We start from the raw sequence: 25,541 nt of genomic DNA, 5'->3' as shown, positions 1-25,541 counted from the left end.
TCAAGCAGATCGAGCATGATGTTATCCGAAAACCGCGTCACACTTTTCGGCATCATGCTCAAAACAGAAGGACAGTATCATGGCTTATGACGTCGTTATCATCGGATCGGGACCCGGCGGCTATGTCTGCGCCATCAAGGCGGCGCAGCTCGGGCTCAGGGTTGCGGTGGTCGAGAAGAACGCGACCTTCGGCGGCACCTGCCTGAACATCGGCTGCATCCCGTCCAAGGCGCTGCTCCATGCCTCCGAGATGTTCGCCGAGGCCGGCCACTCCTTCGACACGCTCGGCGTCGAGATATCGGCGCCGAAATTGAACCTGAAGAAGATGATGGCGCACAAGGATGCGACGGTGTCGTCGAACGTCAACGGCGTCGCCTTCCTGTTCAAGAAGAACAAGATCGACAGTTTCCGCGGCACCGGCAAGGTGCTCGCCGCCGGCAAGGTGTCGGTCACCTCCGAGGACGGCAAGGTCGAGGAGATCGAGACCAAGAACATCGTCATCGCCACCGGCTCGGATGTCGCCGGCATTCCCGGCGTCAAGGTCGACATCGACGAGAAGGTGATCGTGTCGTCGACCGGCGCGCTGTCGCTGGATAAGGTTCCCGGCCATCTGGTGGTGGTCGGCGGCGGTGTCATCGGGCTCGAGCTCGGCTCGGTGTGGGCGCGGCTCGGCGCCAAGGTCACCGTGGTCGAATTCCTCGACACTATCCTGGGCGGCATGGACGGCGAGGTCTCCAAGCAATTCCAGCGGTTGCTGGGCAAACAGGGCTTCGAGTTCAAGCTCGGCGCCAAGGTCACCGGCGTCGCCAAGGCCAAGAAGGGTGCGACCATCACCTTCGAGCCGGTCAAGGGCGGCGCCGCCGAGACCATCGAGGCCGATGCCGTGCTGATCGCCACCGGCCGCCGCGCCTATGCCGACAGCCTCGGGCTCGGGGAAGCCGGCGTCGAGGTCGACGAGCGCGGCCGGGTCAAGACCGATGGCCATCTCAAGACCAATATCCCGGGCATCTATGCCATCGGCGATGTCATCGCCGGGCCGATGCTGGCGCACAAGGCCGAGGATGAGGGCCTGGCGGTAGCGGAAACCATTGCCGGCCAGGCCGGCCACGTGAACTATGACGTCATTCCGAGCGTCGTCTACACCAGCCCGGAAATCGCCTCGGTCGGCAAGACCGAGGAAGAATTGAAGAAGGCCGGCATCGACTACAAGATCGGAAAGTTCCCGTTCAGCGCCAATGGCCGGGCGCGCGCCATGCTGCACACGGACGGTTTTGTGAAGATCCTCGCCGACAAGCAAAGCGACCGTGTGCTCGGCGTCCATATCGTCGGCTTTGGCGCCGGCGAGATGATCCACGAGGCGGCGGTGCTGATGGAGTTCGGCGGTTCGTCGGAGGATCTCGCCCGCACCTGCCATGCGCACCCGACGATGTCGGAGGCGATCAAGGAGGCGGCGCTGGCGACGTTCTTCAAGCCGATCCACATCTAAAGCCCTTTCATAAACTCTACTCCGTCGGCCATCTGGCGAGGTTTTCTCCGCTTTCACAGCGCCGCGCGTCCCTCCTGGACGCTCAAAGGATGCTGTGACCCTTTTTGATTGGCGCATGATCCTCTCCGAAAATCGGACTGATCTTCGGGGTCATGCGCTGCTCACGGACCCAAATGTCCGCTGCGCTCCGGTTCTCGAAAACCACACCAGCTGACTCACCGGAGCTAGTTTCTGGAAAGGCCTTTCTGGCGGCCCCTACAAAACAAAACGGCCCGCTTTTCAGCGGGCCGTTCGTAACTGATATCGAGCCAATCACTGGGCCGGTGCAGGTGCCGGCGCAGGGGCTGGTGCCGGCGCAGGAGCCGGTGCGGGCGCGGGTGCCGGGGCAGGCGCCGGTTCTGCAGGTGCCGGAGCAGGCGCGGGCGCAGGTTCAGCCGGCTTCATCGGTTCCGCCGGTGCAGGCGCTGGGGCCGGTGTGCTGGCCGCCGGCGGCTCGGCGGGTGCCGGGTGCTCACCACTTCTTCCGAAAACATAATACGCGACAACCGCCAGAATAACGACGACCAGTGCAATCAGCCAACCGCTACCACCGCCGCCGCCACTTGGCCTTGGTGCGTTGGTGGACGAATTGAACGGGTCGTTTGGATTCGGTGTGTTCGCCATAAAAGTGTCCTCCGTGGATGAAAAATATCAATCAACACCATACAACGCGCAATCATTGAACTGGTTTCACGCTAGGGTTGGAAAACGCCAAAAACAAGGACAATCCTGCCCTCCGCAGCCGGAGTGGCGTCGTTTCGCCACGCAGCGCGCCAAGTTTGCGTCTGTTAAGGTCGAATCAGAGGGTTTTGCCGTGACGAATCCGTCAGCTCAGCTTGTCCCGAATCACTGCGATGCTCTCGCCAGAGCCCAGTTCGCAGACCGCTATGTGCTGGTCACTGAAGGCCTTTCCTTAACCGCATTCGGCGCGGCCGAACGCGCTCTGGGGCGAACGCCGCCCTGGGTCGGCAGGCTCATGGCGCTGCGCAATCTTGCCGTCAGGCCGTTCCGGCTGAAGACGGGCTTGGAAACTGCGGTGTTGCCGTCGGGCCGGATCGGGATATTTCCGCTCATCAGCCAGTTTCCCGGCAAGGTTGTGCTTGGCCTCGACGACCGGCATCTCGATTTCCGTGTTCTGGTCGAAGTCAGGGATCTTGGCAGCGGCCGGCAAGAGGTGGCCGCGACGACGATCGTCAAGACGCACAATTGGCTCGGGCGCGCCTATCTCGCGATCATCATGCCGTTTCACCGGATCGTCGTTCCGGCGATGCTGGCCCAGATCCTGGCGAAGTAAGCTGAAGTCACTAAAGTCCGACAGGCGTGACGGTGTAACCGGCCTTGCGGAAATCCTCGACCAGGCCTTCGGGGCCGGGCAGGTGGAGGGCGCCGACCGCCATGAAGACATTGCCTTTGGCAAGGATCGGTTCGGCATGCTCGACCATCACCTTGTTGCGGCTGGTGATCATGGTTTCCTCGAACGCCGCATAGCCCGCGGGGTCGTCCTGTTGGTCCGGCATGGCCGCACGAAACAGCGGCCAGAACATGCCGGTGTCGCCACGCTGGTAGAGCACGATCATGGTTTCGTTGATGTCGTTGACCTTGTCGCCGAGCTTCAGCGTGTCGACGAGGCCCTTCATGTGAAACGCCAGCGGCAGCGAGGCCATGGCGCGCAGTTGGCCTTCAGCCGTCTCCAATCCTTCCACCGGCTTGCCGGAAGCCTTCGCGCCTTCCGCCAGCCTGACATCGAGCACCGGGGCGCCGCCTGACTGACGGGCCAGCTCGCAGGCCGGCAGTGCCATCATGGCCGAGAGCATCCACGGCTTCATCTTGGCAACCGTTGCCGGCGGAATGCCGCGTGCGTCGAGCGCGGTGTTCATGGCCGCCGCATCGTCGGGCGACAGCAGCGACGCCAGCGTCGTCGAATCCGTGAACATCATCAGGTCCGGCTCCTTGAGCATCGCGACCATCATCTTCTGCTTGTCGAGCACGTCGGTGGTTTCGATGACGATGGTGCCGGCGGCGTCATAGGCTTTCTGCGCTTCGGGAGGCAGCGTGGTGACGCGCGGGTCGGTCATATGCATGGTGCCGAACAGGAAGGACGGCTTCTCGCCGGGCTTTTCCAGCTTCCACAACAGGCCCTTGCCGTTCGGCGTCGCGGCGGCTTCCGCTTCGATTTTGCGGTAGGTCGCCGGATCGTTCTTCTGCAGGGCCGACAGCATGTCGGCACCGGTGCAGGTCGGGACTTCGGCATGCGCCTTGCCGGCCGCGAACAGCAGCACGGCGAGGAACGACAGGAAGAACAGAACATTGAGCGCGACGAGCAGCTTCAGCGACACGGAAGCAGCACGGTCGGCGATGGCGATGACGCGTTTCATGGGCCTCTTCTAGGACTGAAAAGCGGCAAAACGGTTAACCTGTGCTGAGAAATTGTCTTGGACTGGCTATCGCCCTCAACTGACGTCGATGGGGCTCATGCTTCAACGATTAGCGGAAACGCCCATTTCTTCGTCATCCCAGGGTCTCCGCGACGGAGCTTCGCTCCTGCTTCGCCCAGGGATGACGACGTTGGGGAGGCTTTCGGCCAAATGGTGAACGTTACTGGCGTTCACGCCCTGGGATGCGCCTGCTCATAAATCTCGAGCAGCCTCGCGGTGTCGACGCCGGTGTAGATTTGCGTCGTCGACAGGCTGGCGTGGCCGAGCAGTTCCTGGATGGTGCGCAAATCACCGCCGCGGCCGAGCAGATGCGTGGCGAAGGAATGGCGCAGTGCATGCGGCGTCGCGGTATCGGGCAGGTTGAGCGCCGAGCGCAGCTTGGCCATGTCGCGCTGGACGATGGCCGGGTTGAGCGGGCCGCCGCGGGCGCCGCGAAACAACAGGCCCTTGGGGTCGAGATGGTAGGGGCAGAGCCGGCGATATTCGGCGATTGCCCTGAGCGCCACCGGCAGCACCGGCACCAGGCGCGTCTTGCCGCCCTTGCCGGCAACGCGCAGCACCGTGTCGGCCGCCGACGCCAGATCGGCGCCGGTCAGGCCGAGCGCCTCGGAAATGCGCAGGCCAGAGCCGTAGAGCAGCGTCAGCACGGCGGCGTTGCGGGCTGCGATCCAGGGTTCCTCCGCCAGTTGGCCTTCGATGGAAACGATATGCTTGGCATCGCTCGCCGTCAGCGGCTTGGGCAGCGATTTGGGCTGGCGCGGCGCGCGCAGTGCCGCCGCACCGGCCGCATTGGCGAGGCCGCGCCGCTCGAGGAAACGCAGCAGCGAACGAATGCCGGCGAGACCCCGGCCCAGCGTGCGGGCGCCGGCGCCGGCATTGCGGCGGGCGGCAAGGAAGCCGCGCAAATCCGCCGGGCGCAGATCGGCGATGTCCGAAATGCCGGGCGAGCCGCCGCAATGGCCGGTGAGGAAATGCAGGAACTGACGCGTGTCGCGCTCATAGGCTTCCACCGTCTCGGGCGACAGCCGACGTTCTCGCGCCAGCATCTTCAGCCAGCTTTCGCGCGCCGCCTGGAGATCGGGTTTGGCCGGGATGAGGAATTCCTGCATGGCGGCATTTTCGGATATTCGGGTTAGGAAGCGGTGAATAGCCCGTCATTGAAATGACAGCCGCGTGGGGCTAGAGCAGGCCAAAGGATATTTCGCCATGAGCAAGCTCCAGAATCCTGTCCAGATGGCCGTGATCGGCGCCGCCCATGGCATCAAGGGCGAATTGCGGGTGAAGACCTTCACCGGCGAGCCGCTGGCGCTGGCCGATTACGGGCCGCTCTACGCCAGGGACGGGCGCGCCTTCCAGATCGTCGACATCAGGCCCGCCAACACCGTCGTCGTGGTCCGTTTCAAGGGCATTGCCGACCGCAATGCGGCCGAGGCGCTGGCCGGCACGGAGCTGTTCGTCGACCGTTCGATGCTGCCGGACGATGGCGAGGAAGACGAATTCTACCATGCCGACCTCGTCGGCCTCGAAGTCCGCGACGACACGGGTGCCGTGCTTGGCAAGGTGGTCGCGGTGCACAATTTCGGCGGCGGCGACATTCTCGACGTGACGCTGGGCGGGCGCAAGGGCGTGCTGATCCCGTTCACACAGGCTGCCGTACCGCAAGTGTCGATCGCCGAAGGTTTCGTCCGCGTCGATCCGGCGGCGGCCGGGCTGGTCGATGACGAGGATGGCGGTGGTCCGCGTGAGGAAGACTTCGATCCGAAGGGCAGGCCGCGCGGACCGAGCGATGCCGGGGGCAACCGGTGAGTTTTTCCGCTTCGGTGCTGACGCTTTACCCCGAGATGTTTCCCGGCGCGCTCGGCCTGTCGTTGGCCGGCCGGGCGCTCGAGGCCGGGACGTGGTCGCTGGAGACGATCCAGATCCGCGACTTCGCCACCGACCGCCACCGCACCGTCGACGACACGCCCGCCGGCGGCGGCGCCGGCATGGTGATGCGCGCCGACGTGCTGGCGAAAGCCATCGACCATGCTTCGCCGGAAGGCGATGCACGGCCCCGGCTGCTGATGAGCCCGCGCGGCAAGCCGCTGACCCAGGCGCGTGTGCGCGAGCTGGCCGCTGGGCCGGGCGCCGTCATCCTGTGCGGCCGCTTCGAAGGCGTCGACCAGCGGGTGATCGACGCGCGGGGATTGGAGGAAGTCTCGATCGGCGATTTCATTCTCTCGGGTGGTGAGCCGGCCGCCCTTGTGCTGCTCGACGCGGTGGTGCGGCTGCTGCCCGGGGTCATGGGCAACGCGATGTCGGGCGAGGAAGAGAGTTTTGAAAACGGCCTGCTCGAACATCCGCACTATACGCGGCCGCAGGAGTTCGAAGGCCGTGACATTCCCGAGGTCCTGATTTCCGGCAATCACAAGAAGATCGCCGCCTGGCGGCGGGCGGAGTCAGAAAGACTGACAGCCGAGAGGCGTCCGGACCTGCTTGCCGCTGCTCAGCCCTTAGCAAAATAATAGAAGGCCAAAAACAGGCCGACGGCGACGACGAAGCCGCGCACCGCGTTTTGCGGCACGCGCTTGGCGATCCAGACGCCGGCATAGCCGCCGAGCGCGCCGCCCGGGATCATGATGATCGCCTGCGGCCAGGCGACGACGCCGCCCGAGACGAAGACGACGATCGCGACAGCGGCGATGACCATGGCCAGCATGTTCTTCAACGCGTTCAGCCGGTGATAGTCGCCGGCCTGGGTGAGGCCGAGCGTCGCCAGCATCATCACGCCCATGCCGGCGCCGAAGAAGCCGCCATAGATGGCGGTGAGAAATTGTGCGAGCGAGCCGGCCAGCGAGCCCACCGCCGCTTCATGGCCGGGCTTTGGCACTGGTTTCAGCCAGGGGCCGGCGGCGAACAGGGCCGTCGCGGCTAGCAGCAGCCACGGCACCAGAGCGCGAAACGAGGGATTGTCGAGCGCCAAAAGGATCAGAGCGCCGGCCAGTGCGCCCACGGCCGAGATCAGGCACAGCAGCAGCGCGCCGCGCCAGAAGTGCCTGATATCGGCCGAGTAGGCGAGGGTCGAGGTGATGTAGCCTGGAAATTGCGTCACCGAGGAGGTGGCGTTGGCAACGATCGGCGGCAGGCCGACCAACGTCATGGCGCCGAAGGTGATGAAGGTGCCGCCACCGGCGACCGCATTGGCGGCGCCTGACAGAAAGCCCGCTAGAAACAGCAGGATGGCATCGAAGACAGACATGAATTGCGGCCGCTCAAAACTGTGTTATTTCAGGCTTTAGAAAGCCTGAACGACCGGCGCAACCCGGCACGGCAGGATTACGATGGTGCCATGCGAGCAGAAAATGCGCGCCCAAGGCGTGACAAAGCGGCGAAATAGCTGTATGTGCCCGCCCGTACCGGCCAGAAAGAATCTGCCGGACCCGTCAACAATGACGGTGTAGTCGCCCCTGCCTGATGTTTCAAAGACAAATGTCTTGGAGACAAAAGGCATAGCCAAGCGGTCAATGGAACTGCAAGGCGAGTGTCGGACGCTCTGACTGTCGGAAGAACAAGAAGTGGACTTTTGAGATGGATATTCTCCGTCAGCTCGAGGCCGAACAGGCCGCCAAGATCGAAGCCAAGCGCAAGCTTCCCGAATTCCAGCCCGGCGACACCGTGCGCGTCCAGGTCCGCGTGACCGAAGGCACCCGCACCCGCGTCCAGGCCTATGAGGGCGTCGTCATCGCCCGCGCCGGCGCCGGCTTCCAGGAGAACTTCACGGTTCGCAAGATTTCCTACGGCGAAGGTGTCGAGCGCGTGTTCCCGGTCTACTCGCCGATGGTTGAAGGCGTCGAGATCGTTCGCCGCGGCAAGGTGCGTCGCGCCAAGCTCTACTACCTGCGCGATCGTCGCGGCAAATCGGCCCGTATTTCTGAAAACACCGGCGTGCGCGCCCGCAAGCTGAACGATGAGGAGCGCGATGCGCTGAACGCCGAGAAGGCCCGCATCGAGGCCGAGAAGGTGGCAGCAGCCGAGGCCCTGGCCGTCGAGAAGGCCGCCCAGGACGCCGCCGAGAAGAAGGCCGCCGCCGAGGCCGAAGCAGCAGCCAAGGCCGCCGCAGAAGCGACCCCTGCCGAATAAGGTTTTCGGAAATCCCATTCAAAAAGGCGGCTTCGGCCGCCTTTTTTCGTTTCACCAGACTGTGAACGCTTTCAGCGCCAGACACAGGATCCGGCTGTTGACGGCGTATTACTTTGTGCACTAAATAATCGCGCACAAAGTAATTGGAGATTTGATATGGCACTCTACACCACACAGGCTCACGTCACCGGCGGCCGCGCCGGCCATGGCGAGACCAGCGACGGTCTGCTCAAGGTCGATCTGGCAATGCCCAAGGAACTCGGCGGGCCGGGGGGCGCCACCAATCCCGAGCAACTGTTCGCTATCGGCTATGCCGCCTGCTTCGAAAGCGCCATCCGCTTTGTCGCGCGCAAACAGAAGCTGTCGCTGACGGATGCCGGGGTAACCTCCACCGTCAGCCTGCTTCCCGATGGCGAAGGCTTTAAGCTCGGCGTCGCGCTCGCGGCGGAAACGAAAGGCCTTGATCAGGCGGCGGCGGAAGCGCTTGTATCGGAGGCGCACAAGATCTGCCCCTATTCCAACGCCATCAGGGGCAATGTCGACGTAGCGCTTTCGGTAAAGGCGGCATGACGGAAAAGACGACAAAGAGCACCAGGGACGTCCCGGCGGAGGCCACCGGGACGTTTCACGTTCCGCGGCTCGACCAACAGCTCTGCTTCGCGCTCTATTCGGCAAGCGGGCTGATGACGAAGCTCTACCGCCCGCTGCTCGATCCGCTCGGCCTGACCTATCCGCAATATCTGGCCATGTTGGCGCTCTGGGAACGGGCTCCAAGCACGGTCGGCGAGCTTGGCGAAGCGCTCGGGCTGGATTCGGCGACGCTGACGCCGCTGCTCAAGCGGCTGGAGGCCGGTGGCCTGGTCACACGCCGGCGCGACCCCGCCGACGAGCGCCGGGTTCTGGTCGAGCCGACAGCGAAGGGACAAGCGTTGCGTGAGCAGGCCAAAAGCGTGCCGGCGGCGATGCTTTGCAACCTGCCGCTGGATGCCGACGAGTTGAAATCCCTGCACCGCACGCTGACGCGGTTCGTCTCCGGCTTGCGCAAGGCGGATGCCGGCATCGTGAAGCGGAGCTGATCGCTGCCGCGACACCGTTCATTCCTGAATCCCGGAAATGAAGGCATCGGAATCCCTTTTCGCGCGCGCTGACGCAGCGGACCGTCTTGCATGACGCTTGCGGAAAGCTAAAGTCGGCGCCGGATTTTCCTACAAGCCCGGCCGTGCCCGGGTCCTTCAATTTCCGGGGAGTGTGTCATGACCAAATCGAAACTGCTGCTGGCAGGCCTGCTTGCCCTCGTCCTGGTACCCGTTGCCGCCTTTGCGCAGGCGCTGCCCGACCTCGGCGGCAAAAAGGTGGTGGTTGTGACCGAAAACGCCTATCCGCCGCTGCAGTTCATCGATGCCAAGACCGGCAAGCAGATCGGCTGGGAATATGATGCGATGAACGAGATCGCCAAGCGGCTGAATTTCGCCGTCGAGTACCAGAACACATCCTGGGACGCGATGATCCAGGCGGTTTCCGACAACCAGTACAACATCGGCATGACCGGCATCACCATCAAGGACGACCGCAAGGAGAAGGTCGATTTCTCCGACCCCTATATGCGCTCGGAACAGTTCATGCTGGTGCGCGGCGATGAAAGCCGTTTCACCGACGCCAAGACCTTCGGCGCCTTCAAGGATGGGCTGATCGGCGCGCAGGCCGGTACCACGCCCTTCTACACCGCCGTCTACAGCGTGCTCGACGGCGATGAGCAGAACCCGCGCATCAAGCTGTTCGAGACCTTCGGCGCCACGGTGCAGGCACTGAAATCCGGCGACGTTGACGTCGTCTTGACCGACGGCACCGCGGGGAAGGGCTATGTCGACGCCTCCGAGGGCAAGCTGAAGCTGATCGGCGGACCGCTCGGCACCGAGGATTTCGGCTTCATCTTCCCGAAGGGTTCCGACCTGGTGAAGCCGGTCAATGCGGCGATTGCGGCGTTGAAGGCGGACGGGACGTTCGATGCGCTGAACAAGAAGTGGTTTCTTGATTACAAGATGGGGCAGTGATTTCGCACTGACTTCGCGCTTGAACGCCCCCCTCTGCCCTGCCGGGCATCTCCCCCTCAAGAGGGGAGATTGGCTGTTTTTTCCGCTTTCGCCAATCACCAAAGTTGTAAAAAGAGTGCCGTCGACGAAGCTGCCAATCTCCCCTCTTGAGGGGGAGATGGCCGGCAGGCCAGAGGGGGCTGCCTTGGCGCAATCCTTTTGATGCCTCCCGCCTCTTCCTCCAAAGCCGACTTCCCCTGGTGGCTCGTCGTGGCCGTGACCATCGCGATCGCGGTGGCCGTCTTCGTCGCCACCAGCAATCTCTATGCCCAGGTGTTCGCCACGGTCGCCAAGGGTATCGGCGTCACCATCTTCGTCACCGTTGTCGCCTTCGTGCTGGCTTCGGCCATCGGTCTCGGCATTGCGCTGATGGGAATGTCGGGTTCGCGCTGGCTGCGCCAGATCGCGCGCTTCTATGTCGAGATCATCCGCGGCGTGCCGATCCTGGTGCTGTTGTTCTGGATCGCCTTTGCCGGCGCGCCGGCCTTCGTCGCGGCCTGGAACGCGCTGACCGCGCCGCTGCAAAGCGCCGGCCTGTTCGGCGAGCTTTTGGTGCGCGACGTGTCGCTGTTGTGGCGCGCCATCATGGCGCTGACCATCGGCTATTCGGCTTTCATCTCGGAGGTTTTCCGGGCCGGCATCCAGGCGGTGGAGAAGGGCCAGATCGAAGCGGCGAAGGCGCTCGGGCTGACCCGCGCGCAGCGTTTCCGGCTCATCGTGTTTCCACAGGCGATCCGCACCATCCTGCCGCCCCTCGGCAATGATTTCGTCGCCCTGGTCAAGGATTCCTCGCTGGTCTCGGTGCTCGGCGTTGCCGACATCACGCAGATGGGCAAGGTCTACGCCGCCGGCTCCTTTCGCTTCTTCGAGACCTATTCGATAACAGCCTACATCTACCTCATCCTGACCGTCGGCCTGTCGCTGGCGCTCAGGGCGCTGGAACGGCGGCTGCGCCGCCAGCACGAGGAATAGTTTTTCGGCCAAGGCAGCGCTACGATCCCCGAGCATTCCCGTTGAGGAGGTCCCATGATCGTCGACAAAGCCAATGCGGCGCTGGATTCCGTCTATACGGCCGACACGCCGGAAGCGCTTGAAGAGGCCTATGCCGCATGGGCCGGGACCTATGACAGCGAGACCGCCTCGCTCGGCTACCTCCTGCCTTTCCTGATCACCGCCTGGGTGGCGCGCCATGTGCCGGCGGGCGATGGCCCGTTGCTCGATGCCGGCTGCGGCACCGGCCTGTCGGGACCGTCGCTGAATGCGCTCGGCTACCGCGACATTGCGGGGCTCGACCTCTCGGACGATATGCTGAAGATCGCCGGCAGCCGCAATGCCTACAGCGAACTGAAGCAGGCAATGCTGGGCGGTCCGCTGCCGTGGCCGGACGGGTATTTCCGCGCCTTCTTCTCGACAGGCGTGTTCACCATCAGCCATGCGCCGGCGACAGGCCTGCACGAACTGGTGCGCATCACCCGCAAGGGCGGCCATGCGATCTTCACCGTGCGCGACCGGGTGTTCGAGAGCGGCGGCTTCCAGGCGGTGTTCGATGAGTTGGAGCAGACTGGGAAATGGCGGCCGGTCGAGGAAAGCCCGTGGTTCCGCTGCTATGCGATCGCCGAGCCGGATGCGCTGGTGAAGACTTTTGTGTTTGAAGTGATCTGAGCGGCGCGTTCTCCGATCTTGGCTTCCTTCCTCTCCCCCTGAAGGTGTGGAAGTGAGGACGAGGAACCCGAGTTCTGCGAAGGCAGCTTCCAATTGCCGAAAACCCAAAACATTGATATGAGCCACGCCATGGAAGAGCTTTTTGGCGATCCGGCCTACAAGGGGTTCGTGCTGCAGGACAGAAAACGCCTGCCGTCGCGCTTCTCCGCGCGCGTGTCCGGGGCGCTGACCAGCCGACTACCCTAGGCCGACCCATCGGGGTCGTTTCGCCGGGCCGGAGGTCCGGCACCTGCTCTTTCCCATTCTCATATCGACGGATTTACGCACATGAGCGCACCGCGCACCCTCTACGACAAGATTTTCGACGACCATGTCGTCGATCGCCAGGACGACGGCACCTGCCTGCTCTACATCGACCGCCACCTGGTCCATGAAGTGACCAGTCCGCAGGCCTTCGAAGGCCTGCGCATGACAGGCCGTAAAGTCCGGCATCCGGAAAAGACGCTGGCCGTGGTCGATCACAATGTCTCGACTTCGCCCGAGCGCAAGTTCGGCATCAAGAACGAGGAAAGCCGCATCCAGGTCGAGGCGCTGGCCAAGAACGCCAGGGATTTCGGCGTCGAATATTATTCCGAGAACGATATCCGCCAGGGCATCGTCCACATCATCGGTCCGGAGCAGGGCTTTACACTGCCCGGCATGACCATCGTCTGCGGCGACAGCCACACCTCGACGCACGGCGCTTTCGGCGCGCTGGCGCATGGCATCGGCACATCCGAGGTCGAGCATGTTCTGGCGACGCAGACGCTGATCCAGCGCAAGGCCAAGAACATGCTGGTGCGTGTCGACGGCCAATTGCCGGAAGGTGTCACCGCCAAGGACATCATCCTGGCCATCATCGGCGAGATCGGCACTGCCGGGGGCACCGGCTATGTCATCGAATATGCCGGCGAGGCGATCCGTGCGCTGTCGATGGAGGGCCGCATGACGATCTGCAACATGTCGATCGAAGGCGGCGCGCGCGCCGGCCTGATCGCCGCGGACGAGACGACCTTCGCCTATGTCAAGGACAAGCCGCGCGCGCCGAAGGGCGCGGCCTGGGATGCGGCACTCGAATACTGGAAGACGCTACAGTCCGACGAGGGCGCGCATTTCGACAAGGTGATCGTGCTCGACGCGGCCAAGCTGCCGCCGATCGTCTCCTGGGGCTCCTCGCCCGAGGACGTCGTGTCGGTGCAAGGCATCGTGCCGAACCCGGACGACATCACCGATGAGAACAAGCGCACCTCCAAGCAGCGCGCGCTCGACTATATGGGTCTGACGCCGGGCACCAGGATCACCGACATCACGCTCGACCGCGTCTTCATCGGTTCCTGCACCAATGGCCGCATCGAGGATCTGCGCGCCGTCGCCAAGGTGGTCGAAGGCAAGACGGTCAGCCCGCATGTCGATGCGATGATCGTGCCGGGCTCCGGCCTGGTCAAGGAACAGGCGGAAGCCGAAGGCCTCGACAAGATCTTTGTCGCCGCCGGTTTCGATTGGCGCGAGCCGGGCTGCTCGATGTGCCTGGCCATGAACGACGACCGGCTGAAGCCGCATGAACGCTGCGCCTCGACTTCGAACCGCAATTTCGAGGGCCGGCAAGGCTTCAAGGGCCGCACCCATCTGGTGTCGCCGGCGATGGCGGCCGCGGCGGCGATCGCCGGCCACTTCGTCGACATTCGCGAGTGGAAGTAGTCCAGACTTGAACGGACCCGAGCCGCACCCGGCTCGGGTCAACGCTTCCCGTCACGGCGGACGAGTTCGTGGAACTCCTCGCGGCGTCCGGGCTGTTCGGCCGCGACCACAAGCGCAAGCTGTTGTTCCTCGAAGAGCTTGAACCATTCGTCCCATTCGACGAGTTCATATCCTCCCGCATTGAGCGGCCGTTCAGGCTGGTCCTGATCCTGATAGGCGTGCTGGCCGAAGACCAGCCTCAACATGGGCTGCGTCCCCGCTTCGGGCGAGATGTCGACGATTGCGGGAAAGCCGGCGCGCCCGGCAGCCCACGAGCGGATCGCATCGTGGTCGGTCAGTGTGATTGTGTCGGCCATGGGTCGCTCCAGATTGTGAACGAAGGAACGCTGACCGGAGACGGCGGTTCCCTGACATGTTTTGAGATGGCGGTCCTGCTTGCGGCGAGGCTTAACCGCTTGTTTGGGCTTGCCCTCTAAGCTCTTCCCCGACGTAAGCGAGGGGAAGTCATAGTCGTTTGGACACGGGTCTGCTCATAGCGCTGCTCAACCCGACGATCGCGCTGGCGCTCGGCGCGGCGTTCCTCGTGCTATGGTCCTATCAGCGCCACCGCCCCTATCTGGCCGTGCTGGCGCTCAGCTACAGTCTCTCGGCGGTGGGCTTCCTGCTTCAGTATTTCACCTTGCCGATCGGCATGCCGCTGACCAAGCTGGTGTCGAACATCTGCTTCAGCATCGCCGGCTGCTGCCTGGCCGGCGCCATCGTCCACCGCTATGGCCGCAAGGTGCCCTATGTGGGGATCGGCGCGCTGGCCTGCGGGGGACTGGCGTCGTTTTGCTGGTTCCTGTTCGTCGCGCCGGATCTCACCTGGCGCATCCTGGCGATGAATTTCGCTTTCGGCGGTATCAGCCTTCTGGTTGCCGCCGAACTGCGCCCGGTGCGCAACAGCGGCCCGACCGAGAAAATCCTGTTCGTGCTGTCGCTGCTGTCGGGCGTCAACTTCTTCGTGCGCACCCTTGTCGTCGTCATCGCGCACGGGCCCTTTACGAGCTATGACGGGTTCTATGGCTCGTCCTACTGGACGACGGCGCTGCTGTCGCACGCGCTGCTGTCGCTGCTTATCGCGCTGTGCCTGTTTTCCGCCGCGGCACTCGACGTGTTGAAGGCGTTGAAGACCGAGACCTTTACCGACCCCCTGTCGGGCCTGCTCAACCGGCGTGGCTTCGAGGAGCGCGGCATGCTGCTCTTGCGGCACTGCGCCTCGGCGCGGTTCCCGGTCGCGCTGGTGCTGGCCGACCTCGATCATTTCAAGGCGCTCAACGATGTGCATGGGCATGGGGCGGGCGATCGCGTGATTGCCGATTTCGCCGCCAAGCTTCGGTCGGCGGCCGGCGCGCGCGGTGTTGCCGGGCGTATCGGCGGCGAGGAATTCGCGGTGCTGCTGCCACTCAGCGATCTTGCCGCGGCACGGCTGTTCGCCGAAGCGGTGCGCACGGTCTATTCGGCCGGCCATGTCGACGGGCTTCCCCAGGGAACGAAGGTGACGGCAAGCTTCGGCGTGGCGGCCCGCAGCGGTGACGAGGCGCTGGAGCCGCTGATGCGCCGTGCCGACGATGCGCTCTACAAGGCCAAGAAGAACGGCCGCGACAGTGTACGCCTGTCCTATGAGCGACCGGAAACGGCGTTCCTGCCGGAGCCGCTCAAGACCGGCTGAATCCTGCCCGGCCAGGACGTTAACGTCTTCTTCGCCCGTCGATGATTAGCTGTCGGCGCGGGTGCGGGAGAACATGAGCGGCGCCAACTTCATCCTGTTGATCAATCTGTCGGTTGCCGGTCTGCTGGCGGCCTGCTTCATGGCGGTCGCCTTCCACGATGTCGGCCGGGCGCCGGCGCGCTGGCTGGCATTTGGCTATCTGCTGGGCATGGCCTATTCGGCCATCGAATTCTCCATTCCCGCTTTTGCCGACGCGCGGCTCCCGGTCGTTGCCGCCTTCGCGGTCTTCCTTGCCGCAACCATTGCGTTCAATGGCGGGCTTGCCCGCAAATACGGCGTGGCGCCGCCCTGGAAGGCGATGCTGTTTTTCCTGTTGGCCACCACCATAGCTGTGTATTTCGTACAGGACCTGCCCCGCCAGTCGCTGATCCGCATCATGGCCTACCAGCTTCCCTATGCGGTCATGCAGTTCATCGGGCTGGCCATCGTCTGGTCATCGAGGCAAAAGCTTGCCCGTCTCGATCGCATATTGATGGCCGTGCTGGCGGCGAGCGGCCTGCAGTTTGCCTCCAAGCCATTCATCGCCCATGCGCTCGGCGGCTGGGGCGCCAATCCGCAAGCCTATCTGCAAAGCAACTACGCGCTGGTGTCGCAATCGCTCGGCACTGTCTTTGCGCTGGCGCTGGCGCTGCTGATGCTGGCCATCCTGGTTCGCGACGTGCTTGCCGAAGTGACGTCGAAGTCGGAGACGGACACGCTTTCGCGCCTGCTCAATCGCGGCGGCTTCACCCGCCATGCCGAACTGGCGGTGCTTGGCGCCCTGCGGCAAGGCGTGCCGGTCGCGCTGGTCATAGCCGATCTCGATCATTTCAAGAGCGTCAACGACAGCTTCGGCCATGCGTCCGGCGACCGGGTGATCGAGACTTTTGCAGGCTTCCTGCGTGAAGCCGCCGCCGCGCATCACGTTGCCGGCCGCATTGGCGGCGAGGAGTTCGCCATCATCCTGCCGGGAACCAACCTTGCCGCGGCGCGGCTGTTCGCCGAGGGAACGCGCAGCGCCTTCGGCGCGCTGCCCATAGACGGACTGCCGGCTGACAACCGCTGCACCGCGAGCTTCGGCGTCGCCGAACTCCATGCGAGCGAAGACTTTGCCGATCTGATGCGGCGGGCCGACCAGGCGCTCTATCAGGCGAAGAATGCCGGGCGCGATTGCGTGCGCGTCTCCGTCGGGCCTGCCGGCAACTGGTCGGCAGCCGGAACGGAAGCTAGCGGCAGGGGCTGAGTTCGGGCATCTCGCCGTCGGAGAGGCCGTACATATAGGAGCGGCCCTTCACCAGCACCGGCGGCCGGTAGCAATCGCTATAACCGCCGATTTCGTCGGCTTCGTTCTCGTAGATCACCTTGGGCTGGCCGGCGCTGGTGTAGTCGGAGAGCTGCTTGGCCAGCCTGCCTTGGCCGACGATGATGCGCTTGTAGCCGGCGGCGCTGTCGACGACGAGGTTGCCGAAGGAATCGGCGTACACGCGATCCTGATGCCGTGCGCCGGCAAGCGCTGGCGCTGCAAGGCCGGCGACCGAGGCTGCCACGATGAGCGCCGCAAGGCGCGATTTGCCCGAATTCGAACGCATGGCGTCCTCCGTGTCTTGAGGGAAAGCCTCCTCGAATCAGAAATTAACGGTTTCTTAACCTTTGTTAAGAGGCCGGCGCGTTTGGCGGCGATGTCTCGGTAAACATGGTTAATATCCGTTAATATCCGACTGGATGGAAAACCCGGTGGCCATCATTCGGCCATGCTTGGCCGCACCATCGCAGTGGCGTCCGCCTTGGCGTCGGGACGATATTGATCTGGACAAAGCATCGTGGCCGCTTGCCGCGCGGGAGGACAGCATATGGCGCTACGCCGGCCGATTTGGGTGTCCGTTTTCCCGTTGCTCGGTGTCGTCGCTGCCTGTGTGCCGCAAGACAGCGCGCCGAAGACAGCCAATACCGTCGTCGTCTCACCTGCGCCGGCCCAGCAGTCCGTCGCAGCCGCGGTGCCTCCGGCAGCTGCAACCAAGATCATCACCGACCTTACCGCGCCGCGACCAGGCATAGGCACGGCCACCTATAGATGCGGCAACAACGGTATGATTTCCATCCAAAATCTAGGCACGTCGTTGCGTGTGGTCGGGTCCGACGGCGCGACCGAGGAGTTTGCGGCGTCGCCTGCCAACCAGAGCAGCCGCTACCAGGCGGCCACGCATGACGCAATCGTGATCGACGGGCGCGAGGCGCTGGTGATGAAGAAGGGATCGACGCCGCAGACCTGCAAACGCTGACGCCAGTCTCACCACCGCTGGGCTCTGGGGCCAGATATGTTGCACTGCAGCGATATCGAGCCGGCTTCAGGCCTTCCCGGCCTAATCGATTGAAGCCAAAGCCCGCCTTTTAGTCAGACTAAATTACGTTTTCGAAACGGTTTTCTGGCTTTGACGCGGTGCAAAAAGAGCATTAGAAACCGGCTGTCCGAAGTCGCAACCGGAAGCGGCAATGCCGCATTTCCACCTGAGGCTCCAGAGAGACGCCGAACTGGGGGAGCCATGAGCAAATCACCAGCCACCCGCGAATTTGCCAGACGTGAACGGCCGATTTCGCCGCACCTCACCGTGTACCGGCCGCCGATCACCATGACGATGTCGATCATTCACCGCATCACCGGCGGCGCGCTGTATTTCGGCACGCTGCTGGTCGCCCTGTGGCTGATGGCGGCGGCAAGCTCGCAGGCGACCTTCGATTGGGCCAATTGGGCCTTCGGCACCTGGCTCGGCCGGATCATCCTGTTCGGCTACACCTGGGCGCTGATGCATCATATGCTGGGCGGCGTACGGCACCTCATCTGGGACACCGGCGCGGGCCTGGAAAAGCATACCGCCTCGAAGATCGCCTGGGCGACGCTGGCCGGCTCGATCCTGCTCACGCTGCTGATCTGGATCGCCGGCACCATGGCGCGGGGAGCTTGATCATGAGCGGCAAAAACACCGACATGCGCACGCCGCTGGCGAGGGTCCGCGGCCTTGGCTCCGCCCGCGAGGGCACCGGGCATTTCTGGCGCCAGCGCCTGACCGCGATCGCCAACATCCCGCTGATCCTGTTCTTCGTCGGTTTCCTGATCGCGCTCAACGGCGCCGACCACGAGCATGTGCGGGCAGCCCTTGCCAACCCGTTCGTGGCGCTGGTGATGGCCCTGGTGCTCATCTCCGGTCTCACCCATATGCGGATCGGCATGCAGGTGATCATCGAGGATTACGTGCATGGCGAAGGCATGAAGCTGGCGCTGATCGCGCTTAATACATTTTTCACCATAGCGGTCGGCGTCGCCTCGATCTTCGCCCTGCTCAAGCTGGCATTCGGAGGCTGAGTTGGCCAAGGACGCGAAACAAGCCAACACGGCAGGCTATACCTTTGTCGACCACAAGTTCGACGTGGTGGTCGTTGGCGCCGGCGGCGCCGGCCTGCGCGCCACGCTCGGCATGGCCGAACAGGGGCTGCGCACCGCCTGCATCAGCAAGGTGTTCCCGACCCGCTCGCACACGGTGGCGGCGCAAGGCGGCATTGCCGCCTCGCTGTCCAACATGGGTCCCGATTCCTGGCAATGGCACATGTACGACACCGTCAAGGGCTCGGACTGGCTGGGCGATGTCGACGCCATGGAATATCTGGTGCGCGAGGCGCCGGCCGCGGTCTACGAGCTCGAACATTACGGCGTGCCGTTTTCGCGCACCGAAGAGGGCAAGATCTACCAGCGGCCGTTCGGCGGCCACATGATGAACTATGGCGAAGGTCCCCCCGTGCAGCGCACCTGTGCCGCCGCCGACCGCACCGGGCATGCCATCCTGCATACGCTTTACGGCCAGTCGCTGAAGAACAATGCGCAGTTCTTCATCGAGTATTTCGCGCTCGACCTGATCATGGAGCCGGACGGCACCTGCACCGGTGTCGTCGCCTGGAACCTGGATGACGGCACCATCCACCGCTTCTCGGCCAAGATGGTGGTGCTGGCGACCGGCGGCTATGGCCGCGCCTATTTCTCGGCCACCTCGGCGCACACCTGCACCGGCGACGGCGGCGGCATGGCCGCGCGTGCCGGCTTTCCGCTGCAGGACATGGAGTTCGTGCAATTCCACCCGACCGGCATCTATGGCGCCGGCTGCCTGATCACCGAGGGTGCGCGCGGCGAGGGCGGCTATCTCGTCAATTCCGAGGGCGAGCGCTTCATGGAGCGCTATGCGCCGTCAGCCAAGGACCTTGCCTCGCGCGACGTCGTCTCGCGCTGCATGACGCTGGAGATCCGCGAAGGCCGCGGCGTCGGCAAGAACAAGGACCACATCTTCCTGCATCTCGACCATCTCGATCCCGCCGTCCTGCATGAGCGGCTGCCGGGCATTTCGGAATCGGCCAAGATCTTTGCCGGTGTCGACCTGACCAAGGAGCCGATCCCGGTGCTGCCCACGGTCCACTACAATATGGGCGGCGTGCCGACCAATTACTGGGGCGAGGTGCTCAATCCGACGGCGCTCAATCCAGACCAGGTGTCGCCCGGATTGATGGCTGTCGGCGAAGCCGGCTGCGCCTCCGTGCACGGCGCCAACAGGCTCGGTTCGAATTCGTTGATCGATCTTGTGGTGTTCGGCCGCGCGGCGGCGATCCGCGCCGGCCAGGTCATCGACCGCAAGTCGGCGATCCCTTCGCCCAACGAAGCCTCGGTCGAAAAGATCATGGACCGCTTCGACCGGCTGCGCCACGCCAACGGCTCGACGCCGACGGCGGTGCTGCGTGAAAAGATGCAGAAGGCGATGCAGGAAGACGCGGCCGTATTCCGCACGCAGGAGTCGCTCGAAAATGGCTGTAAGCGCATTTCGCAGATCTGGGGCGAGTTGAAGGACATCAAAGTGTCCGACCGCTCGATGATCTGGAACTCCGATCTGGTCGAAACGCTGGAGCTCGAAAACCTGATGGCCAATGCCATCACCACGGTCTACAGCGCCGAGGCGCGCAAGGAGAGCCGTGGCGCGCACGCACGCGAGGACTTTTCGGCGCGCGACGACGCGGTCTGGCGCAAGCATACGCTGGCCAGGCTGAGCGAAGACGGCAAGGTGGCCCTCTCCTACCGGCCGGTGCACACCGAGCCGCAGCTGGCTGAAAAGGACGGCGGCATCAGCCTCGCCAAGATCGCGCCCAAGGCCAGAGTGTATTGAGGATCGAACATGGTTGAACTCACGCTCCCCAAGAATTCGCAGATCAAGCCGGGCAAGACCTGGCCGAAGCCGGAGGGCGCCACCAATCTGCGGGAATACCGCATCTATCGCTGGTCGCCGGACGACGACGAGAACCCGCGCATCGACACCTATTTCGTCGACATGGACGATTGCGGGCCGATGGTGCTCGACGCGCTGCTGTGGATCAAGAACAAGATCGACCCGACGCTGACCTTGCGGCGTTCCTGCCGCGAAGGCATTTGCGGCTCCTGCGCCATGAACATCGACGGTTCCAACACGCTCGCCTGCACCAAGGGCTGCGACGACATTTCGGGCGCGGTAAAAGTCTACCCGCTGCCGCATATGCAGGTGGTCAAGGATCTGGTGCCCGACCTCACCAATTTCTACGCCCAGCACGCGTCGATCCAGCCCTGGCTGAAGACGGTGTCGCCGGAGCCGGCCAAGGAGTGGCTGCAGAGCCATGAGGACCGCGAGAAGCTCGACGGGCTCTATGAATGCATATTGTGCGCCTGCTGCTCGACCTCGTGCCCGAGCTATTGGTGGAACGGCGACCGCTATCTCGGCCCGGCAACGCTTCTGCAGGCCTATCGCTGGCTGATCGATAGCCGCGACGAGGCCACCGGCGAGCGGCTCGACAATCTCGAAGACCCGTTCCGGCTCTATCGCTGCCACACCATCATGAACTGCGCGCAGACCTGCCCCAAAGGCCTCAACCCGGCCAAGGCGATCGCGGAGATCAAGAAGATGATGGTGGAGAGAAGGGTTTAGGCGGTTGGTTGGTTGCCGGCGAGAGTAATCCAATGAGCGATGACCTTCCCATCCTTTCCCCTGTGGAAGCTCGCATTCTTGGCTGCCTGATCGAGAAGAAGGAGCTGACGCCGGATGTCTATCCGCTGACGCTCAACGCGGCACTGGCTGCCGCCAACCAGAAGACGGCGCGCGAGCCGGTGATGGCGCTGGAGCAGAGCGAGGTGCACCGGGGGCTGAAGCTGCTCGAACAAAAGGGGCTGGTGCGGCAGATGTTCGGTTCGCGTGTCGAGCGCTACGAGCACCAGATGGCGCAGCGCTTCTCGCTGACCACACCGCAGACCGCCTTGATCGGCTTGCTGTTGCTGCGCGGGCCGCAGACGGCCCATGAATTGTCGGCGCGCACCGAGCGCATGGCACGGTTTTCGTCGATCGAAGATCTGCGCGCCGAGCTCGACATGCTGATCGGCCGCCGACCGCCACTCATCCAGGAAATCCCACGCGGACCGGGCCAGCGCGAGGAGCGTTACGTCCATCTGCTGAGCGGGACTCCGCAGATCGCCCCCATCGCCATGCAGGCTGCGTCGGCTGCTTCATCTGCCTCCGGCCTCGAGGAGCGCGTCAGCGCCCTTGAGGAGGAGATTGCAATGTTACGCGCCCGCATCGACGCGCTGACCGGCGAGCGCTAGGCTCACCTCCTCGAGTAAACGCCGCTCGCTTCGCCGTCGGGGTCGATCAGCCGCAACTGGTTGCCGTCCAGTTGCCAACGCAAGGAGACCGGCTTCAGGTCACCGGGCTTGAATTTCCAGAGGCCCGTGAGGTCGGGCCGGCAACCATTGACGGATTTGTAGGTTCCTGCCGTCGGCGTGAAAACCAGGGTCGAACCGCGCACGGAGGCCTTACCGGTTTTCAGGGTCAGCGACCGGACCTGACCGCAGCCGTCGACCAGAGACGATTGGAACAGCGCGTAATAGGTGCGCCCGTCAGCCCCGAAGGTAAAGGTGACGCTGCCGCCGCTGCCTGGATCGCAGTTGCTGAATGTGTCGCAATAATTGCCGCTGGCAACTGCAAAACCCCACTTGCCGACAAGCGCTGCCGGCATCGCACCGAGGCGCGAGCGTGTCGTCGGTCCCTTGCCCTGGCCGTAAGCGCCGCCGGCGCTGAAGGCCAGCCAGCCGGCAAGCCCGACAAGTGCCGCCCGGCAGGCGTGGTGTGACGAGGCCCTCAACATCCTTTGCTCGCAACAAGCTGCCGGAGATAGACAAGCCGCGTGCCGATGACATTGTTGACGATCGCCGTCTTGCCGGCCGGCGCCATGCCGCCGTATTTCTTGACCGACGGCCCATGATTCTTCGCCTCTTCGTAACCTGCCATCAATTGCCGCAGATCCGCACAGGACATCGAGGCGTACTTCGCCTGCTCCTGCGGGCTGATGACGCTCGATTGCGCCATGCCGGCGGAGTTGGCCGCTGCCATGCCGGCCATGCCGACGACCGCAGAAACCGGGTTGATGCCGACGCAGCCCGATAGGCCGAGGCACAGGACCGGTGCCGCCAGGACTGTATGCCGGACGCTCATGGCCGGCGCTCCCCACACGGCCGCTTCGGATCGCGATGGTCGGCGACGGTTCCGCCGAGAGCGATGGACAACAGATAGACGCGTGGATTGAAGCCTGCCGAGGCGAGCCCCGACAGTGTCCTGAACAATTGCAAATGATACATCGAACCCCCTTGTGGCTGTTTGCGATGCGCTTCCTGATCGGAAACGCGCTGCAAACTAGGTCCGGCAAAAGCGGGCAGCTTGGACGCAGCGGCCCTAAAAACGGCCCAAACGGCCCTGTATTGACGTTTTCGGAGGCGCGGCGCATATCACGCCGCTTCTAATTGACCTGAGGCATGGGGGATGCCGGTGACGGCGACGATGGGGCCAACCGCCTCGTTCCGACTGATGACGGACGCGCTTCCGGAGCGGGATCGCGTCGAGGTCATGCGCGAGGTCTATGGCCGCACGGTGCTCAAGGTCGATCTCGATCCACTCGGCCCGACGCATGTCGATATGCAGGTGCGCGCGTTGCCTGGCCTCGGCATCGCCACGGGCACGTGTTCGGAATTCCGCGTCCATCATTCGACGTCGCTGATCGACAGCGACGATCTCGTCCTCCTGGTCGCCCTCGATGGCGCAAGCGTGATGAAGCATCGCGGCCGCGAGGAGCCGGTCGGCAACGGCCAGGCGCTGATGATGAGCGGCGAGGAGGTCGGCCTCAATGTCATCCAGCCAGGCGGTCTTCGCTTCGTCAATATGAGCTTCTCGCTCAAGGCACTGTCACCGCTGATCGGCGACCCGGCCCTGGCGCTGATGCAGCCGCTGCCAACCTCCGGCGGGGCGATGCGGCTGCTGCTCGACTATGTCAGGTCGATCCAGGATGCCGGCGACGTGCTGACCCCGGAGGCCTGGCATCTGGCGACGACGCATATTTTCGATCTCGTCGCTCTGGCCATGGGTGCCACCCGAGACGCGGCAGAAATCGCCCGGGGCCGAGGCGTGCGCGTGGCGCGGCTGCGTGCCATCAAGGCCGAAATAACAGCCCATGGCGGCGACCTGTCGGCCGAAGACATCGCCCGCCGTCACCGCCTTTCGGCCCCTACATCAGAAAACTGTTCGAGAGCGAAGGCACGTCGCTGTCGGATTTCATGCTGTGCCAGCGCCTGTTGCGCGCGCATCGGATGCTCAGCAATCCTCGTCATGCCGGACGCAGCATCACGGCGATCGCCTTCGAGGCAGGCTTCAACGACCTCTCCTATTTCAACCGGGCGTTCCGGCGGCGCTACGGCGCGACGCCATCGGATGTGCGGGCGGCCGCGTTGAAGGGCTGACCGCAAACGAAAACGCCAGCCCAAGGGCCAGCGGTTTCTGGATGAATTTGCCGTTCGGGCCTTCAGCCGAGCTTGGCGTCGAGCGATACGTTTATGGCGCCGAGCGCCTTGGAGACCGGGCAGCCGGCCTTGGCCTTTTCGGCCAATTCCTTGAACTTCGCCGCGTCGATGCCCGGGACCTTGCCGACCACTGTGAGGGCGCTGCCGGTGATCCCGGTGCCGGGAACCAGCGTCACCACGGCCTTGGCGTCGAGTTCGGTGGCGGGGGTGCCGTTCTCGGCCAGGAAATGCGAAAACTGCATGGCAAAGCAGCCGGCGTGCGCCGCCGCGATCAGCTCTTCAGGGTTGGTGCCGGATTTGCCGCTCTCGTCCTCGAAGCGGGCTTTGAACGAATAGGGCGTGCCCTTCAGGGTTCCGCTCTGGGTGTCGAGCGTGCCCGTGCCCTCTTTCAGATTGCCTTTCCAGACGGCGTTTGCGGTGCGGTCCATGAATTCCTCCTTATTACAGCGGTGGCGCCGGCCAGGCGGCGTTCCTCCCAACTATAGCGCGGGCGCGAGGGAAGGCCACCGCGCTGTTTGCGCGCGCATGCAGCACCGGCGAGCCGCACCGAATCTTTTTTGAAAAAATGTGCGTGCAAAAATGTCGACTTGCATCGGCCCCGACCGTCCTGCGGGCGGCCACGGATTCTCGTGGCGGATGGAGGTTCGCATGAACAATCTGTTTTCTGCCCATTGGACAAGCACCTGCCGAACGGCCGATCCAGGGAAAAGCGACCCGCTGCATGTGCCGCCCTCCGGCTTCGGCCGGCTGCTTGCGGCAGTTGCAATCATCGGCATTGCGGTCAGCCTTCTCGACCATGTCGCTGCCGGCAAGAACTCAACCGATACCGTGATCGCCTATGGTTCGTCACAGCAAGGGAGCTGGAAATGAAATATGTCTGTCTGGTCTATGGCGAGGAAAACGACCTCCATGCCATGACGCCGGAGCGTCTGGCCAAGCTCGATGCCGATTCGATGGCTCATGACCGGTCATTGGATCAGCGTGGGGTGCTGATCGTCGCGCAGGCGCTGCAATCGGTGAAGACGTCGAAGACGGTGCGGCAACGCCAGGGCAAGCGGCTGATCACCGACGGCCCGTTCGCCGAAACCAAGGAGCAGTTGCTTGGCTTCGTCATGATCGAGGCCGACAATCTCGACCAGGCGCTGGAGATCGCCGGCGAGATCCCGCTGGCCGAAATCGGCACCATCGAGGTGCGGGCGATCTACAATGTGCCGGGGTCATAGCCCCCGCCATGTGCTACAGCCACGCGGAAACCAAGGCGTTCGATTGAACGATCGTCCCGGTTCATTTGATGCGCAACTTTTGCGTGTTGAAGCGAGTTCTCCTA

29 protein-coding genes and 2 pseudogenes are annotated in these 25,541 nt (G+C 63.8%); 23 read left to right on the top strand and 8 right to left on the bottom strand.

Translation table 11 applies throughout. The features are described 5' to 3' along the window. Window positions 1-70 precede the first annotated feature (70 nt). Window positions 71-1,486, top strand: a pseudogene (gene lpdA / locus AC0L2D_RS23585) (dihydrolipoyl dehydrogenase); the annotation flags it as partial. A 619-nt stretch (window positions 1,487-2,105) separates the two neighbouring features. Further along, the gene (locus AC0L2D_RS23580) at window positions 2,106-2,819 is read left to right on the top strand and encodes a DUF2867 domain-containing protein (protein ID WP_473542622.1); all 714 of its coding nucleotides are present in this window, start codon (window positions 2,106-2,108) and stop codon (window positions 2,817-2,819) included. A gap of 10 nt (window positions 2,820-2,829) precedes the next feature. Here AC0L2D_RS23580 and AC0L2D_RS23575 read toward each other — a convergent pair whose 3' ends face one another. Together AC0L2D_RS23575 and AC0L2D_RS23570 are read right to left on the bottom strand one after the other, a co-directional pair. Beyond that, the gene (locus tag AC0L2D_RS23575) at window positions 2,830-3,900 is read right to left on the bottom strand and encodes a TraB/GumN family protein (protein WP_027163290.1); all 1,071 of its coding nucleotides are present in this window, start codon (window positions 3,898-3,900) and stop codon (window positions 2,830-2,832) included. A gap of 230 nt (window positions 3,901-4,130) precedes the next feature. After that, window positions 4,131-5,069, bottom strand: coding sequence for a tyrosine recombinase XerC (locus tag AC0L2D_RS23570; RefSeq protein WP_024504979.1), 939 nt, complete (start codon window positions 5,067-5,069; stop codon window positions 4,131-4,133). Between the two features lie 97 nt (window positions 5,070-5,166). Here AC0L2D_RS23570 and rimM point away from each other — a divergent pair, with 97 nt between their 5' ends. Together rimM and trmD are read left to right on the top strand one after the other, a co-directional pair. Then, entirely contained in the window at window positions 5,167-5,766 is a 600-nt protein-coding gene (gene rimM, locus AC0L2D_RS23565; protein ID WP_013528858.1) for a ribosome maturation factor RimM, read from the top strand. Further along, a complete protein-coding gene (gene trmD / locus AC0L2D_RS23560) occupies window positions 5,763-6,464 on the top strand; it encodes a tRNA (guanosine(37)-N1)-methyltransferase TrmD (RefSeq protein WP_013528859.1) in 702 nt (233 codons plus the stop codon). The genes rimM and trmD overlap by 4 nt, the downstream gene beginning before the upstream one ends. Here the strand turns inward: trmD and AC0L2D_RS23555 are convergent. Further along, complete coding sequence (locus AC0L2D_RS23555) at window positions 6,446-7,198, bottom strand: sulfite exporter TauE/SafE family protein (RefSeq protein ID WP_027163293.1); 753 nt, start codon at window positions 7,196-7,198, stop codon at window positions 6,446-6,448. The genes trmD and AC0L2D_RS23555 overlap by 19 nt on opposite strands. A 329-nt stretch (window positions 7,199-7,527) precedes the next feature. Between AC0L2D_RS23555 and rplS the strand changes: the two genes are divergently transcribed. The 7 genes from rplS to leuC all read left to right on the top strand — a co-directional run bounded on the left by rplS (window position 7,528) and on the right by leuC (window position 13,568). Then, window positions 7,528-8,079 carry a 50S ribosomal protein L19 gene (gene rplS, locus AC0L2D_RS23550; RefSeq protein WP_013528861.1) on the top strand — a complete coding sequence of 184 codons (552 nt, stop codon included), beginning with the start codon at window positions 7,528-7,530 and terminating at the stop codon, window positions 8,077-8,079. 156 nt (window positions 8,080-8,235) lie between these two features. After that, on the top strand, window positions 8,236-8,649 hold the full coding sequence (locus tag AC0L2D_RS23545; protein WP_013528862.1) for an organic hydroperoxide resistance protein: 414 nt from the start codon (window positions 8,236-8,238) through the stop codon (window positions 8,647-8,649). Next, entirely contained in the window at window positions 8,646-9,155 is a 510-nt protein-coding gene (locus tag AC0L2D_RS23540; RefSeq protein ID WP_013528863.1) for a MarR family winged helix-turn-helix transcriptional regulator, read from the top strand. Before AC0L2D_RS23545 ends, AC0L2D_RS23540 begins: the two co-directional genes overlap by 4 nt. A 177-nt stretch (window positions 9,156-9,332) precedes the next feature. Beyond that, complete coding sequence (locus tag AC0L2D_RS23535; protein ID WP_473542618.1) at window positions 9,333-10,130, top strand: transporter substrate-binding domain-containing protein; 798 nt, start codon at window positions 9,333-9,335, stop codon at window positions 10,128-10,130. A 201-nt stretch (window positions 10,131-10,331) separates the two neighbouring features. Next, complete coding sequence (locus AC0L2D_RS23530) at window positions 10,332-11,141, top strand: amino acid ABC transporter permease (RefSeq protein WP_064992610.1); 810 nt, start codon at window positions 10,332-10,334, stop codon at window positions 11,139-11,141. A 54-nt stretch (window positions 11,142-11,195) separates the two neighbouring features. Then, window positions 11,196-11,831: a class I SAM-dependent DNA methyltransferase gene (locus AC0L2D_RS23525; protein WP_063169534.1), complete on the top strand. Its 636-nt coding sequence runs from the start codon at window positions 11,196-11,198 to the stop codon at window positions 11,829-11,831. Window positions 11,832-12,158: 327 nt separating this feature from the next. Then, window positions 12,159-13,568: a 3-isopropylmalate dehydratase large subunit gene (gene leuC, locus AC0L2D_RS23520; protein WP_027163297.1), complete on the top strand. Its 1,410-nt coding sequence runs from the start codon at window positions 12,159-12,161 to the stop codon at window positions 13,566-13,568. Window positions 13,569-13,606: 38 nt separating this feature from the next. Here leuC and AC0L2D_RS23515 read toward each other — a convergent pair whose 3' ends face one another. Then, window positions 13,607-13,924: a hypothetical protein gene (locus AC0L2D_RS23515; RefSeq protein ID WP_013528869.1), complete on the bottom strand. Its 318-nt coding sequence runs from the start codon at window positions 13,922-13,924 to the stop codon at window positions 13,607-13,609. Between the two features lie 158 nt (window positions 13,925-14,082). Between AC0L2D_RS23515 and AC0L2D_RS23510 the strand changes: the two genes are divergently transcribed. Together AC0L2D_RS23510 and AC0L2D_RS23505 are read left to right on the top strand one after the other, a co-directional pair. Further along, window positions 14,083-15,279 carry a GGDEF domain-containing protein gene (locus AC0L2D_RS23510; protein ID WP_473542615.1) on the top strand — a complete coding sequence of 399 codons (1,197 nt, stop codon included), beginning with the start codon at window positions 14,083-14,085 and terminating at the stop codon, window positions 15,277-15,279. A gap of 73 nt (window positions 15,280-15,352) precedes the next feature. Further along, window positions 15,353-16,561 carry a GGDEF domain-containing protein gene (locus tag AC0L2D_RS23505; protein ID WP_473542612.1) on the top strand — a complete coding sequence of 403 codons (1,209 nt, stop codon included), beginning with the start codon at window positions 15,353-15,355 and terminating at the stop codon, window positions 16,559-16,561. Here the strand turns inward: AC0L2D_RS23505 and AC0L2D_RS23500 are convergent. Continuing rightward, entirely contained in the window at window positions 16,545-16,907 is a 363-nt protein-coding gene (locus AC0L2D_RS23500) for a hypothetical protein (protein WP_013528872.1), read from the bottom strand. The genes AC0L2D_RS23505 and AC0L2D_RS23500 overlap by 17 nt on opposite strands. Window positions 16,908-17,168: 261 nt before the next feature. On the opposite strand from AC0L2D_RS23500, the gene AC0L2D_RS23495 reads away from it, so the two are divergent. The 6 genes from AC0L2D_RS23495 (at window position 17,169) to AC0L2D_RS23470 (ending at window position 21,970) form a co-directional block, all read left to right on the top strand. Continuing rightward, entirely contained in the window at window positions 17,169-17,597 is a 429-nt protein-coding gene (locus AC0L2D_RS23495; RefSeq protein WP_013528873.1) for a hypothetical protein, read from the top strand. A 261-nt stretch (window positions 17,598-17,858) separates the two neighbouring features. Continuing rightward, a complete protein-coding gene (gene sdhC / locus AC0L2D_RS23490; protein WP_013528874.1) occupies window positions 17,859-18,278 on the top strand; it encodes a succinate dehydrogenase, cytochrome b556 subunit in 420 nt (139 codons plus the stop codon). Window positions 18,279-18,280: 2 nt separating this feature from the next. After that, on the top strand, window positions 18,281-18,676 hold the full coding sequence (sdhD, locus tag AC0L2D_RS23485; RefSeq protein ID WP_013528875.1) for a succinate dehydrogenase, hydrophobic membrane anchor protein: 396 nt from the start codon (window positions 18,281-18,283) through the stop codon (window positions 18,674-18,676). Between the two features lies 1 nt (window position 18,677). Further along, window positions 18,678-20,513 carry a succinate dehydrogenase flavoprotein subunit gene (gene sdhA / locus AC0L2D_RS23480; RefSeq protein ID WP_064992607.1) on the top strand — a complete coding sequence of 612 codons (1,836 nt, stop codon included), beginning with the start codon at window positions 18,678-18,680 and terminating at the stop codon, window positions 20,511-20,513. A 9-nt stretch (window positions 20,514-20,522) separates the two neighbouring features. Continuing rightward, window positions 20,523-21,302, top strand: a complete 780-nt coding sequence (locus AC0L2D_RS23475) for a succinate dehydrogenase iron-sulfur subunit (RefSeq protein ID WP_013528877.1) — start codon at window positions 20,523-20,525, stop codon at window positions 21,300-21,302. A gap of 32 nt (window positions 21,303-21,334) precedes the next feature. Beyond that, window positions 21,335-21,970 carry a YceH family protein gene (locus AC0L2D_RS23470; protein WP_024504993.1) on the top strand — a complete coding sequence of 212 codons (636 nt, stop codon included), beginning with the start codon at window positions 21,335-21,337 and terminating at the stop codon, window positions 21,968-21,970. 2 nt (window positions 21,971-21,972) lie between these two features. Here the strand turns inward: AC0L2D_RS23470 and AC0L2D_RS23465 are convergent, their stop codons facing one another. Together AC0L2D_RS23465 and AC0L2D_RS23460 are read right to left on the bottom strand one after the other, a co-directional pair. Further along, on the bottom strand, window positions 21,973-22,512 hold the full coding sequence (locus AC0L2D_RS23465; RefSeq protein WP_013528879.1) for an META domain-containing protein: 540 nt from the start codon (window positions 22,510-22,512) through the stop codon (window positions 21,973-21,975). After that, window positions 22,506-22,859, bottom strand: coding sequence for a hypothetical protein (locus AC0L2D_RS23460; protein ID WP_013528880.1), 354 nt, complete (start codon window positions 22,857-22,859; stop codon window positions 22,506-22,508). Before AC0L2D_RS23460 ends, AC0L2D_RS23465 begins: the two co-directional genes overlap by 7 nt. 324 nt (window positions 22,860-23,183) lie before the next feature. On the opposite strand from AC0L2D_RS23460, the pseudogene AC0L2D_RS23455 reads away from it, so the two are divergent. Together AC0L2D_RS23455 and AC0L2D_RS23450 are read left to right on the top strand one after the other, a co-directional pair. Continuing rightward, a pseudogene (locus tag AC0L2D_RS23455) lies at window positions 23,184-23,708 on the top strand (AraC-like ligand-binding domain-containing protein); the annotation flags it as partial. Window positions 23,709-23,971: 263 nt separating this feature from the next. Further along, window positions 23,972-24,154 carry a helix-turn-helix domain-containing protein gene (locus AC0L2D_RS23450; RefSeq protein WP_473542607.1) on the top strand — a complete coding sequence of 61 codons (183 nt, stop codon included), beginning with the start codon at window positions 23,972-23,974 and terminating at the stop codon, window positions 24,152-24,154. A gap of 62 nt (window positions 24,155-24,216) precedes the next feature. Here AC0L2D_RS23450 and AC0L2D_RS23445 read toward each other — a convergent pair whose 3' ends face one another. After that, window positions 24,217-24,642, bottom strand: a complete 426-nt coding sequence (locus AC0L2D_RS23445) for an OsmC family protein (RefSeq protein WP_013528883.1) — start codon at window positions 24,640-24,642, stop codon at window positions 24,217-24,219. Between the two features lie 220 nt (window positions 24,643-24,862). Between AC0L2D_RS23445 and AC0L2D_RS23440 the strand changes: the two genes are divergently transcribed. Next, entirely contained in the window at window positions 24,863-25,084 is a 222-nt protein-coding gene (locus AC0L2D_RS23440; protein WP_024504996.1) for a hypothetical protein, read from the top strand. After that, window positions 25,081-25,437, top strand: coding sequence for a YciI family protein (locus AC0L2D_RS23435; protein ID WP_473542605.1), 357 nt, complete (start codon window positions 25,081-25,083; stop codon window positions 25,435-25,437). The genes AC0L2D_RS23440 and AC0L2D_RS23435 overlap by 4 nt, the downstream gene beginning before the upstream one ends. The last annotated feature ends 104 nt before the right edge of the window (window positions 25,438-25,541 follow it).

The organism is Mesorhizobium sp. WSM4833, from assembly GCF_055811095.1.
The sequence above is the reverse complement of the archived record's forward strand: the minus strand, read 5'-3'. Positions and strand labels throughout refer to the sequence as shown.

What these genes read in the sequence shown, in the direction of transcription:
- AC0L2D_RS23575 (WP_027163290.1), bottom strand. Translation starts at nt 3,900, where the DNA reads ATGAAACGCGTCATCGCCATCGCCGACCGTGCTGCTTCCGTGTCGCTG.
- AC0L2D_RS23570 (WP_024504979.1), bottom strand. Translation starts at nt 5,069, where the DNA reads ATGCAGGAATTCCTCATCCCGGCCAAACCCGATCTCCAGGCGGCGCGC.
- rimM (WP_013528858.1), top strand. Translation starts at nt 5,167, where the DNA reads ATGAGCAAGCTCCAGAATCCTGTCCAGATGGCCGTGATCGGCGCCGCC.
- AC0L2D_RS23555 (WP_027163293.1), bottom strand. Translation starts at nt 7,198, where the DNA reads ATGTCTGTCTTCGATGCCATCCTGCTGTTTCTAGCGGGCTTTCTGTCA.
- rplS (WP_013528861.1), top strand. Translation starts at nt 7,528, where the DNA reads ATGGATATTCTCCGTCAGCTCGAGGCCGAACAGGCCGCCAAGATCGAA.
- AC0L2D_RS23545 (WP_013528862.1), top strand. Translation starts at nt 8,236, where the DNA reads ATGGCACTCTACACCACACAGGCTCACGTCACCGGCGGCCGCGCCGGC.
- AC0L2D_RS23540 (WP_013528863.1), top strand. Translation starts at nt 8,646, where the DNA reads ATGACGGAAAAGACGACAAAGAGCACCAGGGACGTCCCGGCGGAGGCC.
- AC0L2D_RS23535 (WP_473542618.1), top strand. Translation starts at nt 9,333, where the DNA reads ATGACCAAATCGAAACTGCTGCTGGCAGGCCTGCTTGCCCTCGTCCTG.
- AC0L2D_RS23530 (WP_064992610.1), top strand. Translation starts at nt 10,332, where the DNA reads ATGCCTCCCGCCTCTTCCTCCAAAGCCGACTTCCCCTGGTGGCTCGTC.
- AC0L2D_RS23525 (WP_063169534.1), top strand. Translation starts at nt 11,196, where the DNA reads ATGATCGTCGACAAAGCCAATGCGGCGCTGGATTCCGTCTATACGGCC.
- leuC (WP_027163297.1), top strand. Translation starts at nt 12,159, where the DNA reads ATGAGCGCACCGCGCACCCTCTACGACAAGATTTTCGACGACCATGTC.
- AC0L2D_RS23515 (WP_013528869.1), bottom strand. Translation starts at nt 13,924, where the DNA reads ATGGCCGACACAATCACACTGACCGACCACGATGCGATCCGCTCGTGG.
- AC0L2D_RS23505 (WP_473542612.1), top strand. Translation starts at nt 15,353, where the DNA reads ATGAGCGGCGCCAACTTCATCCTGTTGATCAATCTGTCGGTTGCCGGT.
- AC0L2D_RS23500 (WP_013528872.1), bottom strand. Translation starts at nt 16,907, where the DNA reads ATGCGTTCGAATTCGGGCAAATCGCGCCTTGCGGCGCTCATCGTGGCA.
- AC0L2D_RS23495 (WP_013528873.1), top strand. Translation starts at nt 17,169, where the DNA reads ATGGCGCTACGCCGGCCGATTTGGGTGTCCGTTTTCCCGTTGCTCGGT.
- sdhC (WP_013528874.1), top strand. Translation starts at nt 17,859, where the DNA reads ATGAGCAAATCACCAGCCACCCGCGAATTTGCCAGACGTGAACGGCCG.
- sdhD (WP_013528875.1), top strand. Translation starts at nt 18,281, where the DNA reads ATGAGCGGCAAAAACACCGACATGCGCACGCCGCTGGCGAGGGTCCGC.
- AC0L2D_RS23475 (WP_013528877.1), top strand. Translation starts at nt 20,523, where the DNA reads ATGGTTGAACTCACGCTCCCCAAGAATTCGCAGATCAAGCCGGGCAAG.
- AC0L2D_RS23470 (WP_024504993.1), top strand. Translation starts at nt 21,335, where the DNA reads ATGAGCGATGACCTTCCCATCCTTTCCCCTGTGGAAGCTCGCATTCTT.
- AC0L2D_RS23465 (WP_013528879.1), bottom strand. Translation starts at nt 22,512, where the DNA reads ATGTTGAGGGCCTCGTCACACCACGCCTGCCGGGCGGCACTTGTCGGG.
- AC0L2D_RS23460 (WP_013528880.1), bottom strand. Translation starts at nt 22,859, where the DNA reads ATGAGCGTCCGGCATACAGTCCTGGCGGCACCGGTCCTGTGCCTCGGC.
- AC0L2D_RS23450 (WP_473542607.1), top strand. Translation starts at nt 23,972, where the DNA reads ATGCTGTGCCAGCGCCTGTTGCGCGCGCATCGGATGCTCAGCAATCCT.
- AC0L2D_RS23445 (WP_013528883.1), bottom strand. Translation starts at nt 24,642, where the DNA reads ATGGACCGCACCGCAAACGCCGTCTGGAAAGGCAATCTGAAAGAGGGC.
- AC0L2D_RS23440 (WP_024504996.1), top strand. Translation starts at nt 24,863, where the DNA reads ATGAACAATCTGTTTTCTGCCCATTGGACAAGCACCTGCCGAACGGCC.
- AC0L2D_RS23435 (WP_473542605.1), top strand. Translation starts at nt 25,081, where the DNA reads ATGAAATATGTCTGTCTGGTCTATGGCGAGGAAAACGACCTCCATGCC.